We start from the raw sequence: 15,890 nt of genomic DNA on the forward strand, positions 1-15,890 counted from the left end.
CCCATGACCACCCTCGTTTCCACCACGGACACCGTGACGCGCGACGCGCTCGCCGTGCTCCAGCCCGGGTTCACCGGCACCACCGCGCCGGACTGGCTGCTGCGCCGCGTCGGTGAAGGCCTCGCCTCCGTCGGCCTGTTCGGCCGCAACATCACCTCGCCCGAACAGCTGACCGCCCTCACCGAGCGGCTGCGCTCCGAGCGGGAGGACGTCCTCGTCGCCATCGACGAGGAGGGCGGCGATGTGACCCGCCTGGAGGTCACGCACGGCTCCTCCTTCCCCGGCAACTTCGCCCTCGGCTCGGTGGACGACGTCCACCTCACCCGGGCCGTCGCCCAGGAGCTCGGCCGCCGGCTCGCCGAGTGCGGCGTCAACCTCAACTGGGCGCCGTCCGCCGACGTCAACTCCAACCCGGGCAACCCGGTCATCGGCGTGCGCTCCTTCGGCGCCGACACCCGGCTGGCCGCCCGGCACACCGCCGCGTACATCGAGGGGCTCCAGGCCGCCGGCGTCGCCGCCTGCACCAAGCACTTCCCCGGGCACGGCGACACCGCGGTCGACTCGCACCTGGCGCTGCCTCGTATCGACGTGGACCTCGACACCCTGCACGCCCGTGAACTGGTGCCTTTCCGGGCGGCCATCGCCGCGGGTTCCAAATCGGTGATGAGCGCGCATATCCTGCTTCCCGCACTCGACCCGGACCGCCCGGCGACCCTGAGCCCGCAGATCCTCACCGGTCTGCTGCGCCAGGAGCTGGGTTACGACGGCCTGATCGTCACCGACGCCGTGGAGATGGACGCCATCGCCGGTACGTACGGCATCGAGCGCGGGTCCGTCCTCGCCCTCGCGGCGGGCGCCGACGCCATCTGTGTGGGCGGCGGCCTGGCCGACGAGGAGACGGTGCTGCGGCTGCGCGACGCCCTCGTCGCGGCCGTGCGCAGCGGGGACCTGACCGAGGAGCGGCTCGCCGACGCGGCCGCCCGTGTACGAGCCCTGGCGTCCTGGACGCAGAGGGCCCGGGGGGATGTCCCGGAGCCGGGCGCGGCAGTGCAGGAGGGGACCGCGCCCGGCACCGGAGTCAGCTCCGACATCGGTCTGATCGCCGCCCGCCGCGCGGTCCGGGTGACCGGCTCCGGCGACCGGCTGACCGGGGCGGCGTACGTCGCCTCGTTCAGCGCGGAGGCGAACATCGCGGTCGGCGACGAGACCCCGTGGGGCATCGCCGCCGAACTGGACAGGATCCTGCCCGGCACCGGCACGGACACCTACACCGACCAGAGCGCCGCCCCGGCGGACGCGATCCTGGCGGCGGCGGGGGAGCGGCGCATCGTCGCCGTGGTCCGCGACGAGCACCGGCACGCCTGGATGGGCGCCGCGCTCGACACACTGCTGGCGGCCCGCCCGGACACGATCGTGGTCGAGATGGGCCTGCCCCAGTCGGACCCGCGCGGCTCGCTGCACATAGCGACCCACGGAGCGGCCCGAGTCTGCGGCCTGGCAGCAGCGGAAGCGATCACCGGCACGAAGGCCTGACCCTCACCCGCCGGCAGACAAGGCCTCGGGCCGCCCCTATCAAGCCTGTCCGGCGTTTGAGGACAAGTCCTGACGCCGGACGGGCCGGCAGGCAAGGCCTCGGGCCGGCCCTGTCAAGCCCGTCCGGCGATTGAGGACAAAGCCTCACGCCGGACGGGCGGCAACGAACACGCACGGCAGAGGGCCGGGACACCGACAGGCGTCCCGGCCCTCAGCCGTGCAAGGGGCGAGGCCTACAGCCCCTGCCACCCCGGCTTCGCCGCATACGTGGCGCGGAAGTAGTCCGCCAACTTCAGCTTCGACGCAGCCGCCTCGTCCACCACCACCGTCGCATGCGGATGCAGCTGGAGCGCCGAGGCCGGCACGATCGAGGCGACCGGCCCCTCCACCGTCTGGGCGACGGCCTCCGCCTTGCCCTCACCGGTGGCCAGCAGGATCGGGTGGCGGGAATCCAGGATCGTCCCGATGCCCTGCGTGATCACGTGGTGCGGAACCTGCTCGATGTCGTCGTCGAAGAAGCGCGCGTTGTCGACCCGGGTCTGCTGCGTCAGCGTCTTGATCCGGGTACGGGAGGCGAGCGAGGAGCACGGCTCGTTGAAGCCGATGTGCCCGTCCGTGCCGATGCCCAGGAGCTGGAGATCGACGCCGCCGGCCTCGGCCAGCGCCCGGTCGTAGGCCTCGCAGGCCGCCTGGACGTCCTCGGCCGACCCGTCGGGGCCCATGAAGGAGGCCTCGGAGAGCCCGAGCGGCTCGATGACCTCGCGCAGCACCACGGAGCGGTACGACTCCGGGTGGCCCGCGGGCAGCCCGACGTACTCGTCGAGCTGGCAGATACGGGCGCGCGACGCGTCGACCGCGCCGGAGGCGACCTTCGCCGCGAGCGCGCGGTAGATGGGCAGCGGGGTCGAGCCGGTGGCAACGCCGAGCAGGGCGTCGGGCTTACGGGCGATCAGCGCGGCGATGGCCTCCGCGATCAGTTCGCCGCCTGCCGCGGCGTCCGGGACGATGACAACTTCCACGCTGTGCCTGCCGATCTGACTAGGGGAGCCGGTGGTATAGACCAATCAAGCTTCCAATTTAGCAGAATCGGGCAGCCGTACGGTGAACAGTCCGCCCATCGGCACGTACGCACACACGCCGGCACACACGCGCGCCCCGGCCCGCTGGCGGCGCACCGCATTGCCTGGTCGACTGGGGAGGCCCGACCGGAACGGCGCGGATCGCGCACCCCCGCGCACGCGCCGTCCCGTACGCCGACAGCGCAGGAGGCCCCCACATGTCCGCCACCCCTCCGGCCGACCCGGGCGGCCAGGGCGACGAGCCCGGCCGCATCATGTCCGGCGAGATGGCCGAGCAGCCCGCGATGCTCCGCCGCATCCTCGAACAGGGCGCGCCCCGCATCCGTGAGGTCGCCGCCGAGATCGCGGCCCGGAAGCCCAGGTTCGTGCTGCTCACCGCCCGGGGTACGTCGGACAACGCGGCGCTGTACGCCAAGTACCTGCTGGAGATCCGCCTCGGGCTGCCCTGCGGACTGGCCTCGATGTCCACCACGACGGCCTACGGCGCCCGGCCGGACCTGCGGGACGTCCTGGTGGTCACCGTCAGCCAGTCGGGCGGCTCGCCGGACCTGGTGGCCTCCACGAGGGCCGCCCGGGAGGCCGGGGCCGTCACCCTCGCCGTCACCAACAATCCGGACTCCGCGCTGGCGGCGGTCTCCGAGTACCACATCGACATCCTGGCGGGCCCGGAGAAGGCGCTCCCGGCCACCAAGACGTACACCGCCTCCCTGCTCTCCCTCTACCTCTTCGTGGAGGGCCTGGGCGGCCGCGACGGCACCGAGGCCGCTGCGGGTCTGCCCGACCTCGCGGGCGCGATCCTGGGCCGCCGGTCCGAGGTCAAGGCGCTGGCCTCCCGCTACCGTTTCGCCGAACGCATGGTGATCACCTCGCGCGGCTACGGCTACCCCACGGCCAAGGAAGCGGCCCTGAAGCTGATGGAGACCAGCTACATCCCCGCTCTCTCCTACTCCGGCGCGGATCTGCTGCACGGGCCGCTGGCGATGGTCGACAACATCTCCCCGGTGATCGCCGTGGTCACCGACGGCAGGGGCGGCGAGGCCCTCCAGCCCGTGCTGGACCGGCTGCGCGGACGCGGCGCGGACCTCTTCGTGGTCGGCCCCAAGGCCCAGGTGGAGGCGGCCTCGGCCGGATTCTCGCTGCCCACGGCGGGCGTCCCGGAGGAGTTGCAGCCGATCCTGGAGATCCTGCCGCTGCAATTGCTGGCGTACGAGGTGACGATCGCCCGGGGGCAGGACCCGGACGCGCCCCGCGCGCTGGCCAAGGTCACCGAGACCCGCTGAGATTCTGAGGCGGCACGGCCCGGAAACACCCGCGGGCCGCGGCGCCAGAGCGGGACCCTCAGCCCACCCGGCACCGCAGCCCGGAGCTTCCGACCGACGGTGTGCGGTGCCGTCGGTCATGGAGGCACCGGCGCAGTCAGGGCAGAGAGTGCCGGAGCCTCGGTCCGCTCTCCTGTGCGGGGAGAGCGGAGGTCGTGATGTATTCATTGTGGACTAGACCAATTGCCCGTGTCCATCCATGTGCACGACATTCTCGGTCGGGGCTCCGCACCTGTCCATCGCCGTACCCATGGCACGGCCCGGCGGGCCGATCGGTTCGAACGCCTCCGGTAACCCCAGGTACGCTCCACACGTGCCCTCCATGAACGACCTCGTCCGCCAGCACACCGCTCTGAGCGACACCGACCTCGAGTGGCTCCATCTGCTGGTCTCGGAGTGGCAACTGCTCTCCGATCTGTCCTTCGCCGACCTCGTGCTGTGGGTCCCCACCCGCGACGGCACGCGGTACGTCTCCGTCGCCCAGATGCGCCCCAACACCGGGCCCACCTCCTACCAGGACGACATGGTCGGCCACCTGGTGCCGCGCGGCCGCCGCCCGCTGCTGGACGCGGCCCTGGACGAGGGCCGGATCGTGCGCGAGGGCGACCCGGAGTGGCGCGAGGAGGTGCCCGTACGGGTCGAGTCCATCCCCGTACGCCGCGAGGGCCGGGTGCTCGGCGTCATCGCCCGCAACACCAACCTGCTCACCGTGCGCACCCCCTCCCGGCTGGAGCTCACCTACCTCCAGTCCGCCTCCGACCTGGCCCAGATGATCGCCGCCGGATCGTTCCCTTTCCCCGGCCAGCAGGTCGACATGGACGCCTCCCCGCGCGTGGGCGACGGCCTGATCCGGCTCGACGCCGACGGAATCGTCCAGTACGCCAGCCCCAACGGCCTCTCCGCCTACCACCGCCTCGGCCTCGCCTCCGACCTGGTCGGCCACCACCTCGGCACCACCACCGCCGAACTGGCCCCCTCCCGGGGGCCGGTGGACGAGGCCCTGGTCAAGGTGGCCAGCGGCTACGCGCCCCGCGAGTTCGAGGTCGAGTGCGCGAGCGGGGTGATCCAGCTGCGGGCCATCCCGCTCAAGCCCAAGGGCGTCCGCATCGGCTCCCTGGTCCTGCTCCGCGACGTCACCGAACTGCGCCGCCGCGAACGCGAGTTGATCACCAAGGACGCGACCATCCGGGAGATCCACCACCGGGTGAAGAACAACCTCCAGACGGTGGCGGCCCTGTTGCGACTCCAGGCCCGCCGGATGGACTCCGAGCAGGGCCGCGAGGCGCTCAACGAGGCGGTCCGGCGCGTCGGTTCGATCGCCATCGTCCATGAGACGCTGTCCCAGAATCTGGACGAGCGGGTCGAGTTCGACGAGATCGCCGACCGGGTCATCGCGATGGTCTCGGAGATCTCCCCGGGCAAGGTGACCTGCCGCCGCACCGGACGCTTCGGCATCCTCGACGCCGAGGTCGCCACCCCGCTCTCCATGGTGCTGACCGAGGTTCTGCAGAACGCCCTGGAGCACGCCTTCGCCGTGGCCGACCACGGGACGGTGGAGGTCTCCGCCGTACGCGGCGGATCACCCACCGACGGACGGCTGCTGATCACCGTCACCGACGACGGGCGCGGCCTGCCCGAGGGATTCGACCCGAAGCGGGCCGGCAACCTCGGGCTCCAGATCGTACGGACGCTGGTCGAGGGGGAGTTGGGCGGCACGTTCGGCATGGTCCCGGCGCCCGAACGCGGCACCCAGGTGGTGCTGGATCTCCCGGTCCGCGCCGACAAGTAGGAAATCCCGCGCCGGCAAGCAGGAAAAACGGAGCACACAGCAGAGCGGGCCCGGACCGAGGTAACGGTCCGGGCCCGCTCCGTGATGCTCACGTTGCGATGCGCTTCGGGGTACTGCGCGCTGCGACTCGAAGGCGGGGCTGTGCGTACGCTCTGTACGCGCCGCCGGGCTGAGGCTTGGTGCGGTTCTCGCTCAGGCGCTTGCGTTGCGCGCCCGGTTGCGAGCGGCGCGGCGCTTCATCGCGCGGCGCTCGTCCTCGCTGAGGCCACCCCAGACGCCGGAGTCCTGGCCGGACTCGAGCGCCCACTGCAGGCACTGCTCCATGACGGGGCAGCGGCGGCAGACAGCCTTGGCTTCCTCGATCTGCAGCAGCGCAGGACCGGTGTTGCCGATGGGGAAGAAAAGCTCAGGGTCTTCCTCACGACAAACGGCGTTGTGACGCCAGTCCATGGCTGCTACCTCTCCTTGGTATTACACGCTTGTTGCTTGTGAATGTGAACGCTTTCACGAATCCCCCCGTAGATGACGGGCCGACCCCCAGAAGGACTGGGTGTGGTCTGTGATGGTGAGGAGGGGTTCTGGCTCTCAGTGGAGGCCGGTGTTGCGGGCCGTCCCGATCGCCATGTAGAGATTCGCAAACCTCGGCGGCGGATACAACCCCTTCTGGAAAGTTTTTTTTGATTCCTCGGTGTCGACTAGGTCACAGCCGCACTTCTTAGGGGTGGGGGCCAGTCCAAACGTTCGAGTTAAAGGACTTTAGGCCCTTCCACTCACACAATCACACGCAGTGCACGGCGTACGCCTGTGAACGTCACGCTCGTACGCAGTCCCAGGTGGTCGCCGTCCATCTGGAAGGGCAGTGGGACCTTTGAATGCAAGGTGAAGTCCGTGAGGTCATGCAGTGAAACGGCGTGCTTGCCGCGCGGCCCCTTCTCGGGGCTCGAAGTGAGCAGCTGGGTGCCGTAACGGGCCACCGCCGGGGTGGACAGACGCTTCAGTCCGAGGACGTCCAGCGCGGTGTCGAAGGAGGCCTTCGGCGAGGCGTACATCGGACGATTGCCCAGGTAGGTCCAGGGGGCGGTGTTGCAGATTATGGAGAGCGCGAGGTCGGTCACCGGGTCCTGGCCGGGCACGTCGAGCGTGATCTGCCCGTGTCTGCGGTGGGCCTCGTTCAGGAACTGCCGCACCACCTGGCGCACATACAGGGCGTGGGTCGAACGCTTCCCGTGCTCGCGTTTCTGTTCGACCCGGCCGATGACTCCGGCGTCGAATCCGAGACCGGCGCAGAAAGTGAACCAGCGTTCGGGGACGGACTCGTCCTCGGTCCCCGGGGTACCGGCCGCCAGTCCGAGCCCGACCGTGCGTTCGGTCCGGTTCTCCAGGGCGTCCAGGATCGCGCCGGTCGCCTCCACCGCGTCGTTCGGCAGCCCCAGGGCGCGCGCGAAGACATTGGTGGACCCGCCGGGGACCACGGCGAGCTTCGGGAGGCTGTCCACGTCCGGGCCCCGGTGCAGCAGCCCGTTCACGACCTCGTTCACCGTGCCGTCGCCGCCGAGGGCGACCACCAGATCGATGTCGTCGCTGTCCGCGGCCCGCCGTCCCAGATCCCGTGCGTGCCCCCGGTACTCGGTGGTCACCGCCTCCAGCTTCATCTCGCTGGCCAGCGCGTGGATGAGCACGTCACGGGTGCGGGCACTGGTGGTGGTAGCAGCTGGGTTGACCACGAGGAGTGCGCGCATGACGGCCAGCCTACCTACCGGGCGGTTCGGTGCTGTAGTCCCGGTTCGCTGCGCTCCATCGCGGTGACGGAACGTGACCGGCCGCCCCGTCGTGCGCCCGAACGGGGGAGGCTCCTTCGCACCCCGGCTTCACTTCCGGGCCCCCGGGATGCCAACCTGAAAGGCGTGAGTACTCAAGCGACCCCCTCCACGCCGTCCCCCTCCGCGGCGGAGCGCCCGACCAGGATCACCGTCCTCGCCGGGGTCAACGCCCTCGAAGGCCTGGCGCTCGCCCTCGGCGGTGTCTACATGCTGGTCATGGGGCTGCTCGGGAAGCTGGAGAGCACGCAGCAGGCGGAGACGGTCGGGATCACGCTGGTCGCGCTCGGCGCGATCCCGCTGATCGCCGCCCGCGGACTGCTGCTGCTGCGCAGCTGGAGCCGGGGGCCCGCGCTGATCACCCAGATCATGGCGCTGCCGGTGGCCTGGACGCTGCTGCGCTCGCAGGGCGCGCTGATTCCCGCCGGGATCGTCCTGGCGGCGGTCGCCGTCACCGGCCTCGTGCTCGTCCTCAAGCCGGCGACCACGCAGGACCTGGGCATCCGCCGGGGCCCCAGGGCGACCCCCGAGGCCTGAGCCGGCGGACCCGTCCGGCGCGGCGGCGGCTGCCTACTCCTCGACGAGCAGCCGCTCGCGCAGCTGCGCCAGGGTCCGGGCCAGCAGCCGGGAGACGTGCATCTGCGAGATGCCGACCTCCTGGGCGATCTGCGACTGGGTCATGTTCCCGAAGAAGCGCAGCAGCAGGATGCGCTTCTCGCGCGGCGGCAGGTCCTCCAGGAGCGGCTTGAGCGACTCCCGGTACTCCACGCCCTCCAGCGCCTCGTCCTCCGAGCCCAGCGTGTCCGCGACCGCCGGCGACTCGTCGTCCGTGTCCGGCACGTCCAGCGAGAGCGTGCTGTACGCGTTGGCCGACTCCAGGCCCTCCAGCACCTCCTCCTCGGAGATACCCAGCCGCTCGGCCAGCTCGTGCACCGTCGGCGAGCGGCCGTGCTGCTGGGAGAGCTCCGCCGTGGCCGTGGTCAGCGACAGCCGCAGCTCCTGGAGACGGCGCGGCACCCGCACCGCCCAGCCCTTGTCCCGGAAGTGGCGCTTGATCTCGCCGACCACCGTGGGGGTGGCGTACGTCGAGAACTCCACGCCCCGGTCCGGGTCGAACCGGTCCACGGACTTGATCAGCCCGATCGTGGCCACCTGGGTCAGGTCGTCCAGCGGCTCCCCGCGGTTGCGGAAGCGGCGGGCCAGGTGCTCCACCAGCGGCAGGTGCATCCGCACCAGTCTGTTGCGCAGCTCGGCCTTCTCGGCCGAACCGTCGGGCAGCTCCCGCAGCTCGAAGAAGAGAGCCCGGGCCCCGCTGCGGTCGTGTGGATCGTGGTGCCCGTGCTCGCTCATCTGGCCCGCCCGCTCTGCCTGCGACTGCTGCTCCACCGCGACGTCGATGCTCTCGGGCCCGTCCGCTCCGTCCACCGGATGCGGCCTGGCCTGTTGCTCCGGGATGCCTGCTGGGCGCACCACCCCGGATCGGATCGTCTCGTCCCGCACAGGACCGTCCCCGTTCCCGTCGCTCACGCCGGCCCGGGGCCCGCGCCGCGCTGTTTGTAGAGGCTGATGCTGACCGTACGGTCGTCGGCGACCGTGGAGTCGACCTTGCCGGCCAGCGCGGAGAGCACCGTCCAGGCGAAGGTGTCGCGCTCGGGCGCCCTGCCGTCCGTGGTGGGCGCCGACACCGTCACTTCGAGGGAGTCGTCGACGAGTCGGAAGACGCAGCTGAGGACGGAACCCGGCACGGCCTGCTGAAGCAGGATCGCGCAGGCCTCGTCGACCGCGATACGAAGATCCTCGATCTCGTCGAGAGTGAAGTCCAAACGCGCTGCGAGACCGGCCGTGGCCGTTCGCAGCACCGACAGGTAGGCACCCGCAGCGGGCAGCCGGACTTCTACGAAGTCCTGATTCCCGGGCTCGCCTGCGATCTGGGACACCCTCACCTCCAAGGTGGCACAAACTCTTTCGAGGTTCCGGGAAGGGTGGCCCGGAGCCATGCGGTCCGTCGACGGTTCTTCGGCTCGGCGACGTTATCGGATCCATGATGCCGTGTCGTACGGACCCCATACCCCGACCGTCACTCATGGTAAGCCCATGCGTACGCACAGTGGCTAGGGGTCTGCGGCGTCCAATTGCGAAGAACCGGCGCCGCATTGACGTACCCAGGCGTCAGACGATCGAACCGTCCTCGAAGCACCAGCGCCAGCTCTCGCCCGGCTCGAAGCTCCGCATCACGGGGTGACCGGTCGCCCGGAAGTGTCCGGTGGCGTGGCGCAGCGGCGACGAATCGCAGCAGCCTACGTGTCCACAGGTCAGGCAGAGCCGCAGCTGCACGGGGTGACTGCCCGCCTCCAGGCACTCGGGGCACGTCTCGCCGAGCGGCACGGGCTCGGGGCGTGGCAGATCCGCTACATGCGCACACTCGCTCATGATGGGCAGGTTACGACGGATCCGAGGACGGTGGGATGGACGCGCTGCCGCTGGTGGCCCTGGTCGCGGTCAGTGCGGCGGTCGCCGGCGCTGCCCGCCGCACCCCGGTGCCGGCCCCGCTCGTCCTGGTCGCCGTGGGGCTCGTGGCCGGCTATCTGCCGGGCGTCCCGACGTACCACCTGGACGCGCACGTGGTGCTCCCGCTGCTGCTTCCGCCCTTGCTCCACACGGCGGCCGTGGACAGCTCCTACCTGGATCTGCGGGCCAACGTCCGGCCGGTCGCCCTGCTCTCCGTGGGGTACACCCTCTTCGCGACCGTCGCCGTGGGCTGGCTGGCCCACCTGATCATCCCGGACCTGCCGCTGACCGCCGCGCTGGTCCTGGGAGCGGTCATCGCCCCGCCGGACGCCGTGACGGCAGCCGCCATCGCCCGCCGGGTCGGGCTGCCCTCCCGGGTGACCACGATCCTCCAGGGCGAGTCCCTGGTGAACGACGCCACGGCGATCACCGCGTTCAAGGTGGCGCTGGCCGCCGCGGTGGGGGAGGGGATGAGCTGGGGCGCCGGGATCGGTGAGTTCCTGCTGGCCGCGCTCGGCGGGGTCGGCGTCGGGCTCCTGCTGATGGTGCCGCTCCACTGGCTGCGCACCCACCTGAAGGAAGCCCTCCTCCAGAACACGCTCTCCCTCCTGATCCCCTTCGTGGCGTACGCGGCGGCCGAACGGGTGCACGCCTCCGGTGTGCTCGCCGTGGTCGTCGTCGCTCTCTATCTGGGCCACCGTTCCTGGCAGGTCGACTTCGCGACCCGTCTTCAGGAGGCGGCCGTCTGGAAGATGGTGGCGTTCATCCTGGAGTCCGCGGTGTTCGCCCTGATCGGGCTCCAGTTGCCGTTCGTCCTGAAGGGGCTCGGCTCGTTCGGCGTGGGGGAGGCGCTCGGTTACGCGGCCATCGTGTTCCTGGCCGTCGTCGTGGTCCGCTTCGTCTGGGTCTACCCGGCCACCTATCTGCCCCGGTGGCTCTCGCGCCGCGTCCGGGAACGCGAGCCCGGCACCGACTGGACCGCCCCGCTGATCGTGGGCTGGGCCGGGATGCGCGGGGTCGTCTCGCTCGCCGTCGCGTTCTCCATTCCGCTGGTCATGCACGACGGCGAACCCTTCCCGGCCCGCAGCCTGGTGCTGTTCCTGACCTTCACCACCGTCATCGGGACCCTGGTGATCCAGGGCCTTACGCTGCCCGTCCTCGTCCGCGTACTGAAGCTGCCGGGCCCCGACCCGCAGACCGTCACACTCATCGAGGCGCAGGCCCAGAGCGAGGCGTCCGAAGCCGCCGAGGCCCGCCTGGACCGGCTGCTCGCCGACCCGCACAGCAGCCTGCCGCCGCCATTGGCGGACCGGCTGCGCAGCGTGCTGGAACGCCGCCGCAACGCCGTGTGGGAGCGGCTGGGCGCCGCCGACCCGGTCACCGGGGAGTCGGCGGACGACACCTACCGGCGGCTGTCGAGGGAGATGATCGAGGCCGAGCGCGAGGTCTTCGTCCGGCTCCGGGACGAGCGGCGGATCGACGACGAGATGATGCGCACGCTGCTGCGCCGGCTGGACCTGGAGGAGGCGGCGGCCTACCGGGAGACGGACGACTCCTGAACGGGCCGTGCGTCGGGGGTGCCGGTGATCACGGCGCTCACCCGCGCGCCCGGCGCGAACGCCCCCTCCCCGGTCAGCGTGGTCAGCGCGAACAGCAGCTTGGCGACGTACACGCGTTCCACGGGCAGCCCGTGCCGGTCCTCGAAGTCCGCGGCGAAGGCCTCCAGCTCCGGGGTGGCGCGGGCGTAGCCGCCGAAGGCGAAGCGCTCGTCCAGCGACCAGTTCCCGGACGGGCCGCCGAACGCCTCGCGCTGGAGCCGCTCCACTTCCCGCCCGAGGAAGCCGCCGCGCAGCACCGGGACACCCAGGGCCCGCTGTCCCGGGCCCAGGCCCGCGGCGAGTCCGGCCAGGGTGCCGCCGGTCCCGCAGGCCACGGCCGCCACATCGCACTCCCCGGCCAGCTCGCGCCCCAGCGCCGTACAGCCCTGTGCGGCCAGCGCGTTGCTGCCGCCCTCCGGGATGACCTCCACGTCCCCGAACAGGCTCAGCAGCCCCTCCAGGACCTCGGAGGAGGCCTTCGCCCGGTACGTCGTACGGTCCACGAAGTGCAGGCGCATGCCGTCGGCCGCGCACCGGGCGAGCGACGGGTTGAGCGGCCGGTGCGCCAGCTCGTCGCCGCGGACCACCCCGACGGTGGGGAAACCCAGCAGCCGCCCGGCCGCCGCGGTGGCCCGGAGGTGGTTGGAGTACGCGCCGCCGAACGTCAGCACGGTGCGCCCGGCCGCGGCCTCCAGGTTGAGGGCGAGTTTGCGCCACTTGTTGCCCGGCAGGTCGGGGTGGATCAGATCGTCCCGCTTCAGGAGCAGCCTCACCCCGTGGCGCGCGAAGCGTTCGTCGTGGACCTCCCGCAGCGGGGAGGGCACCCGGGGCCGCAGGAGGGCGTCGAGGCGGGGCGGGCTGTTCACCCGCCCATTGTCGCCTCTCCGCCGTTTCAGGAAGAGGTCAGCCAGAGGTCCGGGCCGAACACCTCGTAGTGGACGTCGGCCGGCCGGACGCCCGCCTCCAGCAGCTGGGCCCTGACGGCCCGCATGAAGGGGAGCGGGCCGCACAGGTAGGCGTGTGTTCCCGGCCGTACGGTGATGCCGGCCAGGTCGACGAGGCCGGTGCGGTTCGCCGGCTGCCCGGCCTCCGGGGCCTCGTACCAGAAGTGCGCCTCGGCGTCCGGGAGCTTCTCCGTCAGCCGGACGTGGTCGGTGCGCAGGGCGTGGTCGGCCGGTGAGCGGTCACCGTGCACGACGGTGACCGGGCCGCTGTGACCCTCCTGGGCGAGGTGCTCCAGCATCGACAGCATGGGGGTGCAGCCGATGCCCGCCGAGACCAGCAGCAGGGGCGCGTCCAGCCGGTCGAGCACCAGGTCCCCGTAGGGGACGGAGACGCGCAGCAGGTCGCCCGCGCGGGTGTGCTCGTGCAGGTGCCGGGAGACCTCGCCGTCGGGCGAGCCCTGGCCGCGTACGCGCTTCACGGTGATCGACCGCAGCCGGGAGCCGGGGGCGCTGGAGAGGCTGTACTGGCGTATCTGGCGGGCGCCGTCCGGGAGTTCGACCTGTACGGAGACGTACTGGCCGGGCCGGAAGGCGGGCGGGGGCGTGTCATCGGCGGGGCGCAGCAGGAAGGTGGCGACGTCCTCGGTCTCCTCGACCCGGGCGGTCACCTCCCAGGTGTGCCACACATCGCCCGCCAGGACGCCCTGCTGCGCGTAGAGGCGCTCCTCGACGGCGATCAGGGATCCCGCCATCAGCCAGTAGACCTCGTCCCAGGCGGCGGCGACCTCCGGGGTGACCGCGTCGCCCAGGACGTCGGCGATGGCCGCGAACAGATGGGTGTGCACCACCTCGTACTGCTCCGGGGTCACCCCGAGCGAGGCGTGTTTGTGGGCGATCCGGTCCAGCATCACGTCGGGCCGGGTGCCGGGGTGCTCGACCAGCGCGGTCGCGAACGCGGCGATGGACCCGGCCAGGGCCTTGCGCTGGTCGCCGGAGGCCTGGTTGCCCCGGTTGAACAGGTCCCGCAGCAGCTCGGGGTGGGCGGCGAAGAGCTTCTCGTAGAAGAGGTCGGCGATGTCCCCGATGGCCGCGCCGACGGCGGGCAGGGTGGCGCGGACAGTGGCGGTGGACCGGTCGGAGAGCATGGTGGAGCTCCTTATTGGAATGCTGGATGCATATTTACGGGCGGAGGGTGGCACCGTCGGCGCGTGGGTTCGTTCGTGCGGCCGGGGGCGGGTCCGGTCGGGCGGCGGGAGCGGGTTCAGTCGGACGGTGGACCGCTGCCGATGCCCAACAGCAGGGGGCCGGTGGGGGAGGCGACGAGATCGGTGACGGTGATCGGGTCCAGTGCGGCGTAGAAGGCCTCCTGGGCCCCGCGCAGGGCCCCGCGCAGCCGGCAGGCGGAGCGGAGCGGGCAGGGCGTGTCGCCCTCGCACTCGACTACTTCCTCCGGCCCCTCCAGCTCCCGCACCAGCGAGCCGATCGACGCGGCGCGGCCGGCCGAGGTCAGGGTGAGTCCGCCGCCCCGGCCGCGACGGGCGTCGAGGAGGCCGAGGTGCTGGAGCCTGGCGACGACCTTCGCGGTGTGCGTGTACGGGACCCGCATGGTGGCCGCCACCTCGCGGGTGGTCGGCGGCTCCCGGTCCTCGGTGACCGCCAGTCGCATGAGGACGCGGAGCGCCACGTCGGTGAATCTCGTCAACCGCATGGGCTCACCGTAGATAAGTTGCATGAGAGATGCAACTTAAGCGGTCCGCTGGGCGACGAGGAACAACGTGCCCCGACCGAAGGCGGATTAGTCGCACTCTTTTGTGTAATGGCGACCCGGTCCTCCTGCTGAAAGGCTTTTGCACGCAGGTCAGCCCAAGATCGAAAGGACGTCAGATGTCCGTTGGTGAAGAGGTTCGCGACACGCAGGCGCCGCCGCAGCAGAGTCTGGGGACGGCGGCTGCGCGGAACCTCGCGACGACCACCAAATCCGCGCCGCAGATGCAGGAGATCACCTCGCGGTGGCTGCTGAAGATGCTGCCGTGGGTGCAGGTACAGGGCGGTACGTACCGGGTGAACCGTCGGCTCAGCTATTCGGTCGGCGATGGCCGGGTGACCTTCGTCCAGACCGGGGACCGGGTGTCCGTGATCCCCGCGGAGCTGGGGGAGCTGCCCGCCCTGCGGGAGTTCGGCGACGAGGAGGTGCTCGCCGAGCTCGCCCGCAGGTGCGAGCAGCGGGACGTGGCCGCGGGGGAGGTGCTCGCCGCCTCGGGGGACGCGGCGGACCGGGTCTTCCTGCTGGCGCACGGCAAGGTGGCGAAGGTCGGATCGGGCCCCTACGGGGACGAGACGGAGCTCGGGGTCCTCGCCGACGGCGCGTACTTCGGCGACCAGAGCCTGATCGACGGCGACGCCGTCTGGGAGTACACCGCCCGGGCGCTCACCCCGTGCACGCTCCTCACCCTGAGCCGTGCCGACGTGTACAACCTCGCGGAGCGCGCGGCGCCCCTGCAGGACCATCTCGCGGGTCTGCTCTCCATCCCGCAGCAGCGGACCAACCACTACGGCGAGGCGGCGATCGACCTCTCCGCCGGCCATGTGGGGGAGGCCGTCGTCCCGCACACCTTCGTCGACTACGACGCGGCGCCGCGCGAGTACGAACTGAGCGTCGCCCAGACGGTGCTGAAGGTGCACAGCAGGGTCGCCGATCTCTACAACCAGCCGATGAACCAGACCGAGCAGCAGTTGCGGCTCACGGTCGAGGCGCTGCGTGAGCGCCAGGAGCACGAGCTGATCAACAACAGGGAGTTCGGACTGCTCAACAACTGCGACTACGGGCAGCGGCTCCAGCCGCACGACGGGGCGCCCAGCCCGGACGACATGGACGAGCTGCTCTCGCGCCGCCGCGGATCCAAGCTCTTCCTCGCCCACCCGAAGGCCATCGCCGCCTTCGGCCGCGAGTGCAACCGGCGCGGACTCGTCCCGGAGAGCGTCGACATCGGCGGCCACCACGTGCCCGCCTGGCGGGGGGTGCCGATCTTCCCGTCCAACAAGATCCCCGTCTCCGACGCCCGCACCACATCCATCATCTGCATGAGGACCGGCGAGGCCGAGCAGGGCGTCATCGGCCTCCAGCAGACCGGTATCCCCGACGAGATCGAGCCGAGTCTCTCGGTCCGCTTCATGGGGATCGACGAGCAGGCGATCATCTCCTACCTCGTGACGGCGTACTACTCCGCCGCCATCCTGGTACCGGACGCCCTCGGAGTGCTGGAGAACGTCGAGGTCAGCCGCTGGCACTGACCCCGGTTCACC

Annotated in this window: 15 protein-coding genes; 6 read left to right on the forward strand and 9 right to left on the reverse strand. The window is 71.2% G+C overall.

The window, feature by feature from the left end; translation table 11 throughout:
* Nucleotides 1-3 precede the first annotated feature (3 nt).
* On the forward strand, nucleotides 4-1,533 hold the full coding sequence (locus ACIQRW_RS20670) for a glycoside hydrolase family 3 protein (RefSeq protein ID WP_403762207.1): 1,530 nt from the start codon (nucleotides 4-6) through the stop codon (nucleotides 1,531-1,533).
* Between the two features lie 233 nt (nucleotides 1,534-1,766).
* Here ACIQRW_RS20670 and nagB read toward each other — a convergent pair whose 3' ends face one another.
* Entirely contained in the window at nucleotides 1,767-2,552 is a 786-nt protein-coding gene (nagB, locus tag ACIQRW_RS20675) for a glucosamine-6-phosphate deaminase (RefSeq protein WP_050360487.1), read from the reverse strand.
* 257 nt (nucleotides 2,553-2,809) lie between these two features.
* On the opposite strand from nagB, the gene ACIQRW_RS20680 reads away from it, so the two are divergent.
* On the forward strand, nucleotides 2,810-3,892 hold the full coding sequence (locus ACIQRW_RS20680; protein ID WP_403762211.1) for an SIS domain-containing protein: 1,083 nt from the start codon (nucleotides 2,810-2,812) through the stop codon (nucleotides 3,890-3,892).
* Between the two features lie 361 nt (nucleotides 3,893-4,253).
* Nucleotides 4,254-5,720, forward strand: a complete 1,467-nt coding sequence (locus ACIQRW_RS20685; RefSeq protein ID WP_403762327.1) for a sensor histidine kinase — start codon at nucleotides 4,254-4,256, stop codon at nucleotides 5,718-5,720.
* A 192-nt stretch (nucleotides 5,721-5,912) separates the two neighbouring features.
* Here the strand turns inward: ACIQRW_RS20685 and ACIQRW_RS20690 are convergent, their stop codons facing one another.
* Nucleotides 5,913-6,170, reverse strand: coding sequence for a WhiB family transcriptional regulator (locus ACIQRW_RS20690; protein ID WP_003953983.1), 258 nt, complete (start codon nucleotides 6,168-6,170; stop codon nucleotides 5,913-5,915).
* A 320-nt stretch (nucleotides 6,171-6,490) separates the two neighbouring features.
* Nucleotides 6,491-7,459, reverse strand: coding sequence for a diacylglycerol/lipid kinase family protein (locus ACIQRW_RS20695; RefSeq protein WP_403762214.1), 969 nt, complete (start codon nucleotides 7,457-7,459; stop codon nucleotides 6,491-6,493).
* Nucleotides 7,460-7,624: 165 nt separating this feature from the next.
* Here ACIQRW_RS20695 and ACIQRW_RS20700 point away from each other — a divergent pair, with 165 nt between their 5' ends.
* The gene (locus ACIQRW_RS20700; protein ID WP_381751848.1) at nucleotides 7,625-8,074 is read left to right on the forward strand and encodes a hypothetical protein; all 450 of its coding nucleotides are present in this window, start codon (nucleotides 7,625-7,627) and stop codon (nucleotides 8,072-8,074) included.
* A 33-nt stretch (nucleotides 8,075-8,107) separates the two neighbouring features.
* On the opposite strand, the gene ACIQRW_RS20705 is transcribed toward ACIQRW_RS20700, so the two are convergent.
* From ACIQRW_RS20705 to ACIQRW_RS20715, 3 genes are all read right to left on the reverse strand, one after another.
* Nucleotides 8,108-9,064, reverse strand: coding sequence for an RNA polymerase sigma factor SigF (locus ACIQRW_RS20705; protein WP_403762217.1), 957 nt, complete (start codon nucleotides 9,062-9,064; stop codon nucleotides 8,108-8,110).
* On the reverse strand, nucleotides 9,061-9,474 hold the full coding sequence (locus ACIQRW_RS20710) for an anti-sigma regulatory factor (protein ID WP_003966375.1): 414 nt from the start codon (nucleotides 9,472-9,474) through the stop codon (nucleotides 9,061-9,063). The genes ACIQRW_RS20705 and ACIQRW_RS20710 overlap by 4 nt, the downstream gene beginning before the upstream one ends.
* Before the next feature lie 232 nt (nucleotides 9,475-9,706).
* Nucleotides 9,707-9,967: a UBP-type zinc finger domain-containing protein gene (locus ACIQRW_RS20715; RefSeq protein ID WP_403762219.1), complete on the reverse strand. Its 261-nt coding sequence runs from the start codon at nucleotides 9,965-9,967 to the stop codon at nucleotides 9,707-9,709.
* Nucleotides 9,968-10,002: 35 nt separating this feature from the next.
* Between ACIQRW_RS20715 and ACIQRW_RS20720 the strand changes: the two genes are divergently transcribed.
* Nucleotides 10,003-11,604 carry a Na+/H+ antiporter gene (locus ACIQRW_RS20720; RefSeq protein WP_403762221.1) on the forward strand — a complete coding sequence of 534 codons (1,602 nt, stop codon included), beginning with the start codon at nucleotides 10,003-10,005 and terminating at the stop codon, nucleotides 11,602-11,604.
* Here ACIQRW_RS20720 and ACIQRW_RS20725 read toward each other — a convergent pair.
* The 3 genes from ACIQRW_RS20725 to ACIQRW_RS20735 all read right to left on the reverse strand — a co-directional run bounded on the left by ACIQRW_RS20725 (nucleotide 11,580) and on the right by ACIQRW_RS20735 (nucleotide 14,295).
* Nucleotides 11,580-12,509, reverse strand: a complete 930-nt coding sequence (locus tag ACIQRW_RS20725; RefSeq protein ID WP_403762224.1) for a 1-aminocyclopropane-1-carboxylate deaminase/D-cysteine desulfhydrase — start codon at nucleotides 12,507-12,509, stop codon at nucleotides 11,580-11,582. The two genes, ACIQRW_RS20720 and ACIQRW_RS20725, sit on opposite strands and share 25 nt — an antisense overlap.
* A gap of 26 nt (nucleotides 12,510-12,535) precedes the next feature.
* Nucleotides 12,536-13,732: a globin domain-containing protein gene (locus ACIQRW_RS20730; protein ID WP_403762227.1), complete on the reverse strand. Its 1,197-nt coding sequence runs from the start codon at nucleotides 13,730-13,732 to the stop codon at nucleotides 12,536-12,538.
* Nucleotides 13,733-13,848: 116 nt separating this feature from the next.
* On the reverse strand, nucleotides 13,849-14,295 hold the full coding sequence (locus tag ACIQRW_RS20735) for an RrF2 family transcriptional regulator (protein WP_403762230.1): 447 nt from the start codon (nucleotides 14,293-14,295) through the stop codon (nucleotides 13,849-13,851).
* 176 nt (nucleotides 14,296-14,471) lie between these two features.
* Here ACIQRW_RS20735 and ACIQRW_RS20740 point away from each other — a divergent pair, with 176 nt between their 5' ends.
* The gene (locus tag ACIQRW_RS20740) at nucleotides 14,472-15,878 is read left to right on the forward strand and encodes a family 2B encapsulin nanocompartment shell protein (RefSeq protein ID WP_403762233.1); all 1,407 of its coding nucleotides are present in this window, start codon (nucleotides 14,472-14,474) and stop codon (nucleotides 15,876-15,878) included.
* Nucleotides 15,879-15,890 lie beyond the last annotated feature (12 nt).

Source organism: Streptomyces sp. NPDC091287, assembly GCF_044768525.1.
Classification (GTDB): domain Bacteria; phylum Actinomycetota; class Actinomycetes; order Streptomycetales; family Streptomycetaceae; genus Streptomyces.

Excerpts from the sequence above, each read along its gene's own strand:
- ACIQRW_RS20670 (WP_403762207.1), top strand. The coding sequence starts at position 4 with ATGACCACCCTCGTTTCCACCACGGACACCGTGACGCGCGACGCGCTC.
- ACIQRW_RS20680 (WP_403762211.1), top strand. The coding sequence starts at position 2,810 with ATGTCCGCCACCCCTCCGGCCGACCCGGGCGGCCAGGGCGACGAGCCC.
- ACIQRW_RS20685 (WP_403762327.1), top strand. The coding sequence starts at position 4,254 with ATGAACGACCTCGTCCGCCAGCACACCGCTCTGAGCGACACCGACCTC.
- ACIQRW_RS20690 (WP_003953983.1), bottom strand. The coding sequence starts at position 6,170 with ATGGACTGGCGTCACAACGCCGTTTGTCGTGAGGAAGACCCTGAGCTT.
- ACIQRW_RS20695 (WP_403762214.1), bottom strand. The coding sequence starts at position 7,459 with ATGCGCGCACTCCTCGTGGTCAACCCAGCTGCTACCACCACCAGTGCC.
- ACIQRW_RS20715 (WP_403762219.1), bottom strand. The coding sequence starts at position 9,967 with ATGAGCGAGTGTGCGCATGTAGCGGATCTGCCACGCCCCGAGCCCGTG.
- ACIQRW_RS20720 (WP_403762221.1), top strand. The coding sequence starts at position 10,003 with ATGGACGCGCTGCCGCTGGTGGCCCTGGTCGCGGTCAGTGCGGCGGTC.
- ACIQRW_RS20730 (WP_403762227.1), bottom strand. The coding sequence starts at position 13,732 with ATGCTCTCCGACCGGTCCACCGCCACTGTCCGCGCCACCCTGCCCGCC.
- ACIQRW_RS20735 (WP_403762230.1), bottom strand. The coding sequence starts at position 14,295 with ATGCGGTTGACGAGATTCACCGACGTGGCGCTCCGCGTCCTCATGCGA.
- ACIQRW_RS20740 (WP_403762233.1), top strand. The coding sequence starts at position 14,472 with ATGTCCGTTGGTGAAGAGGTTCGCGACACGCAGGCGCCGCCGCAGCAG.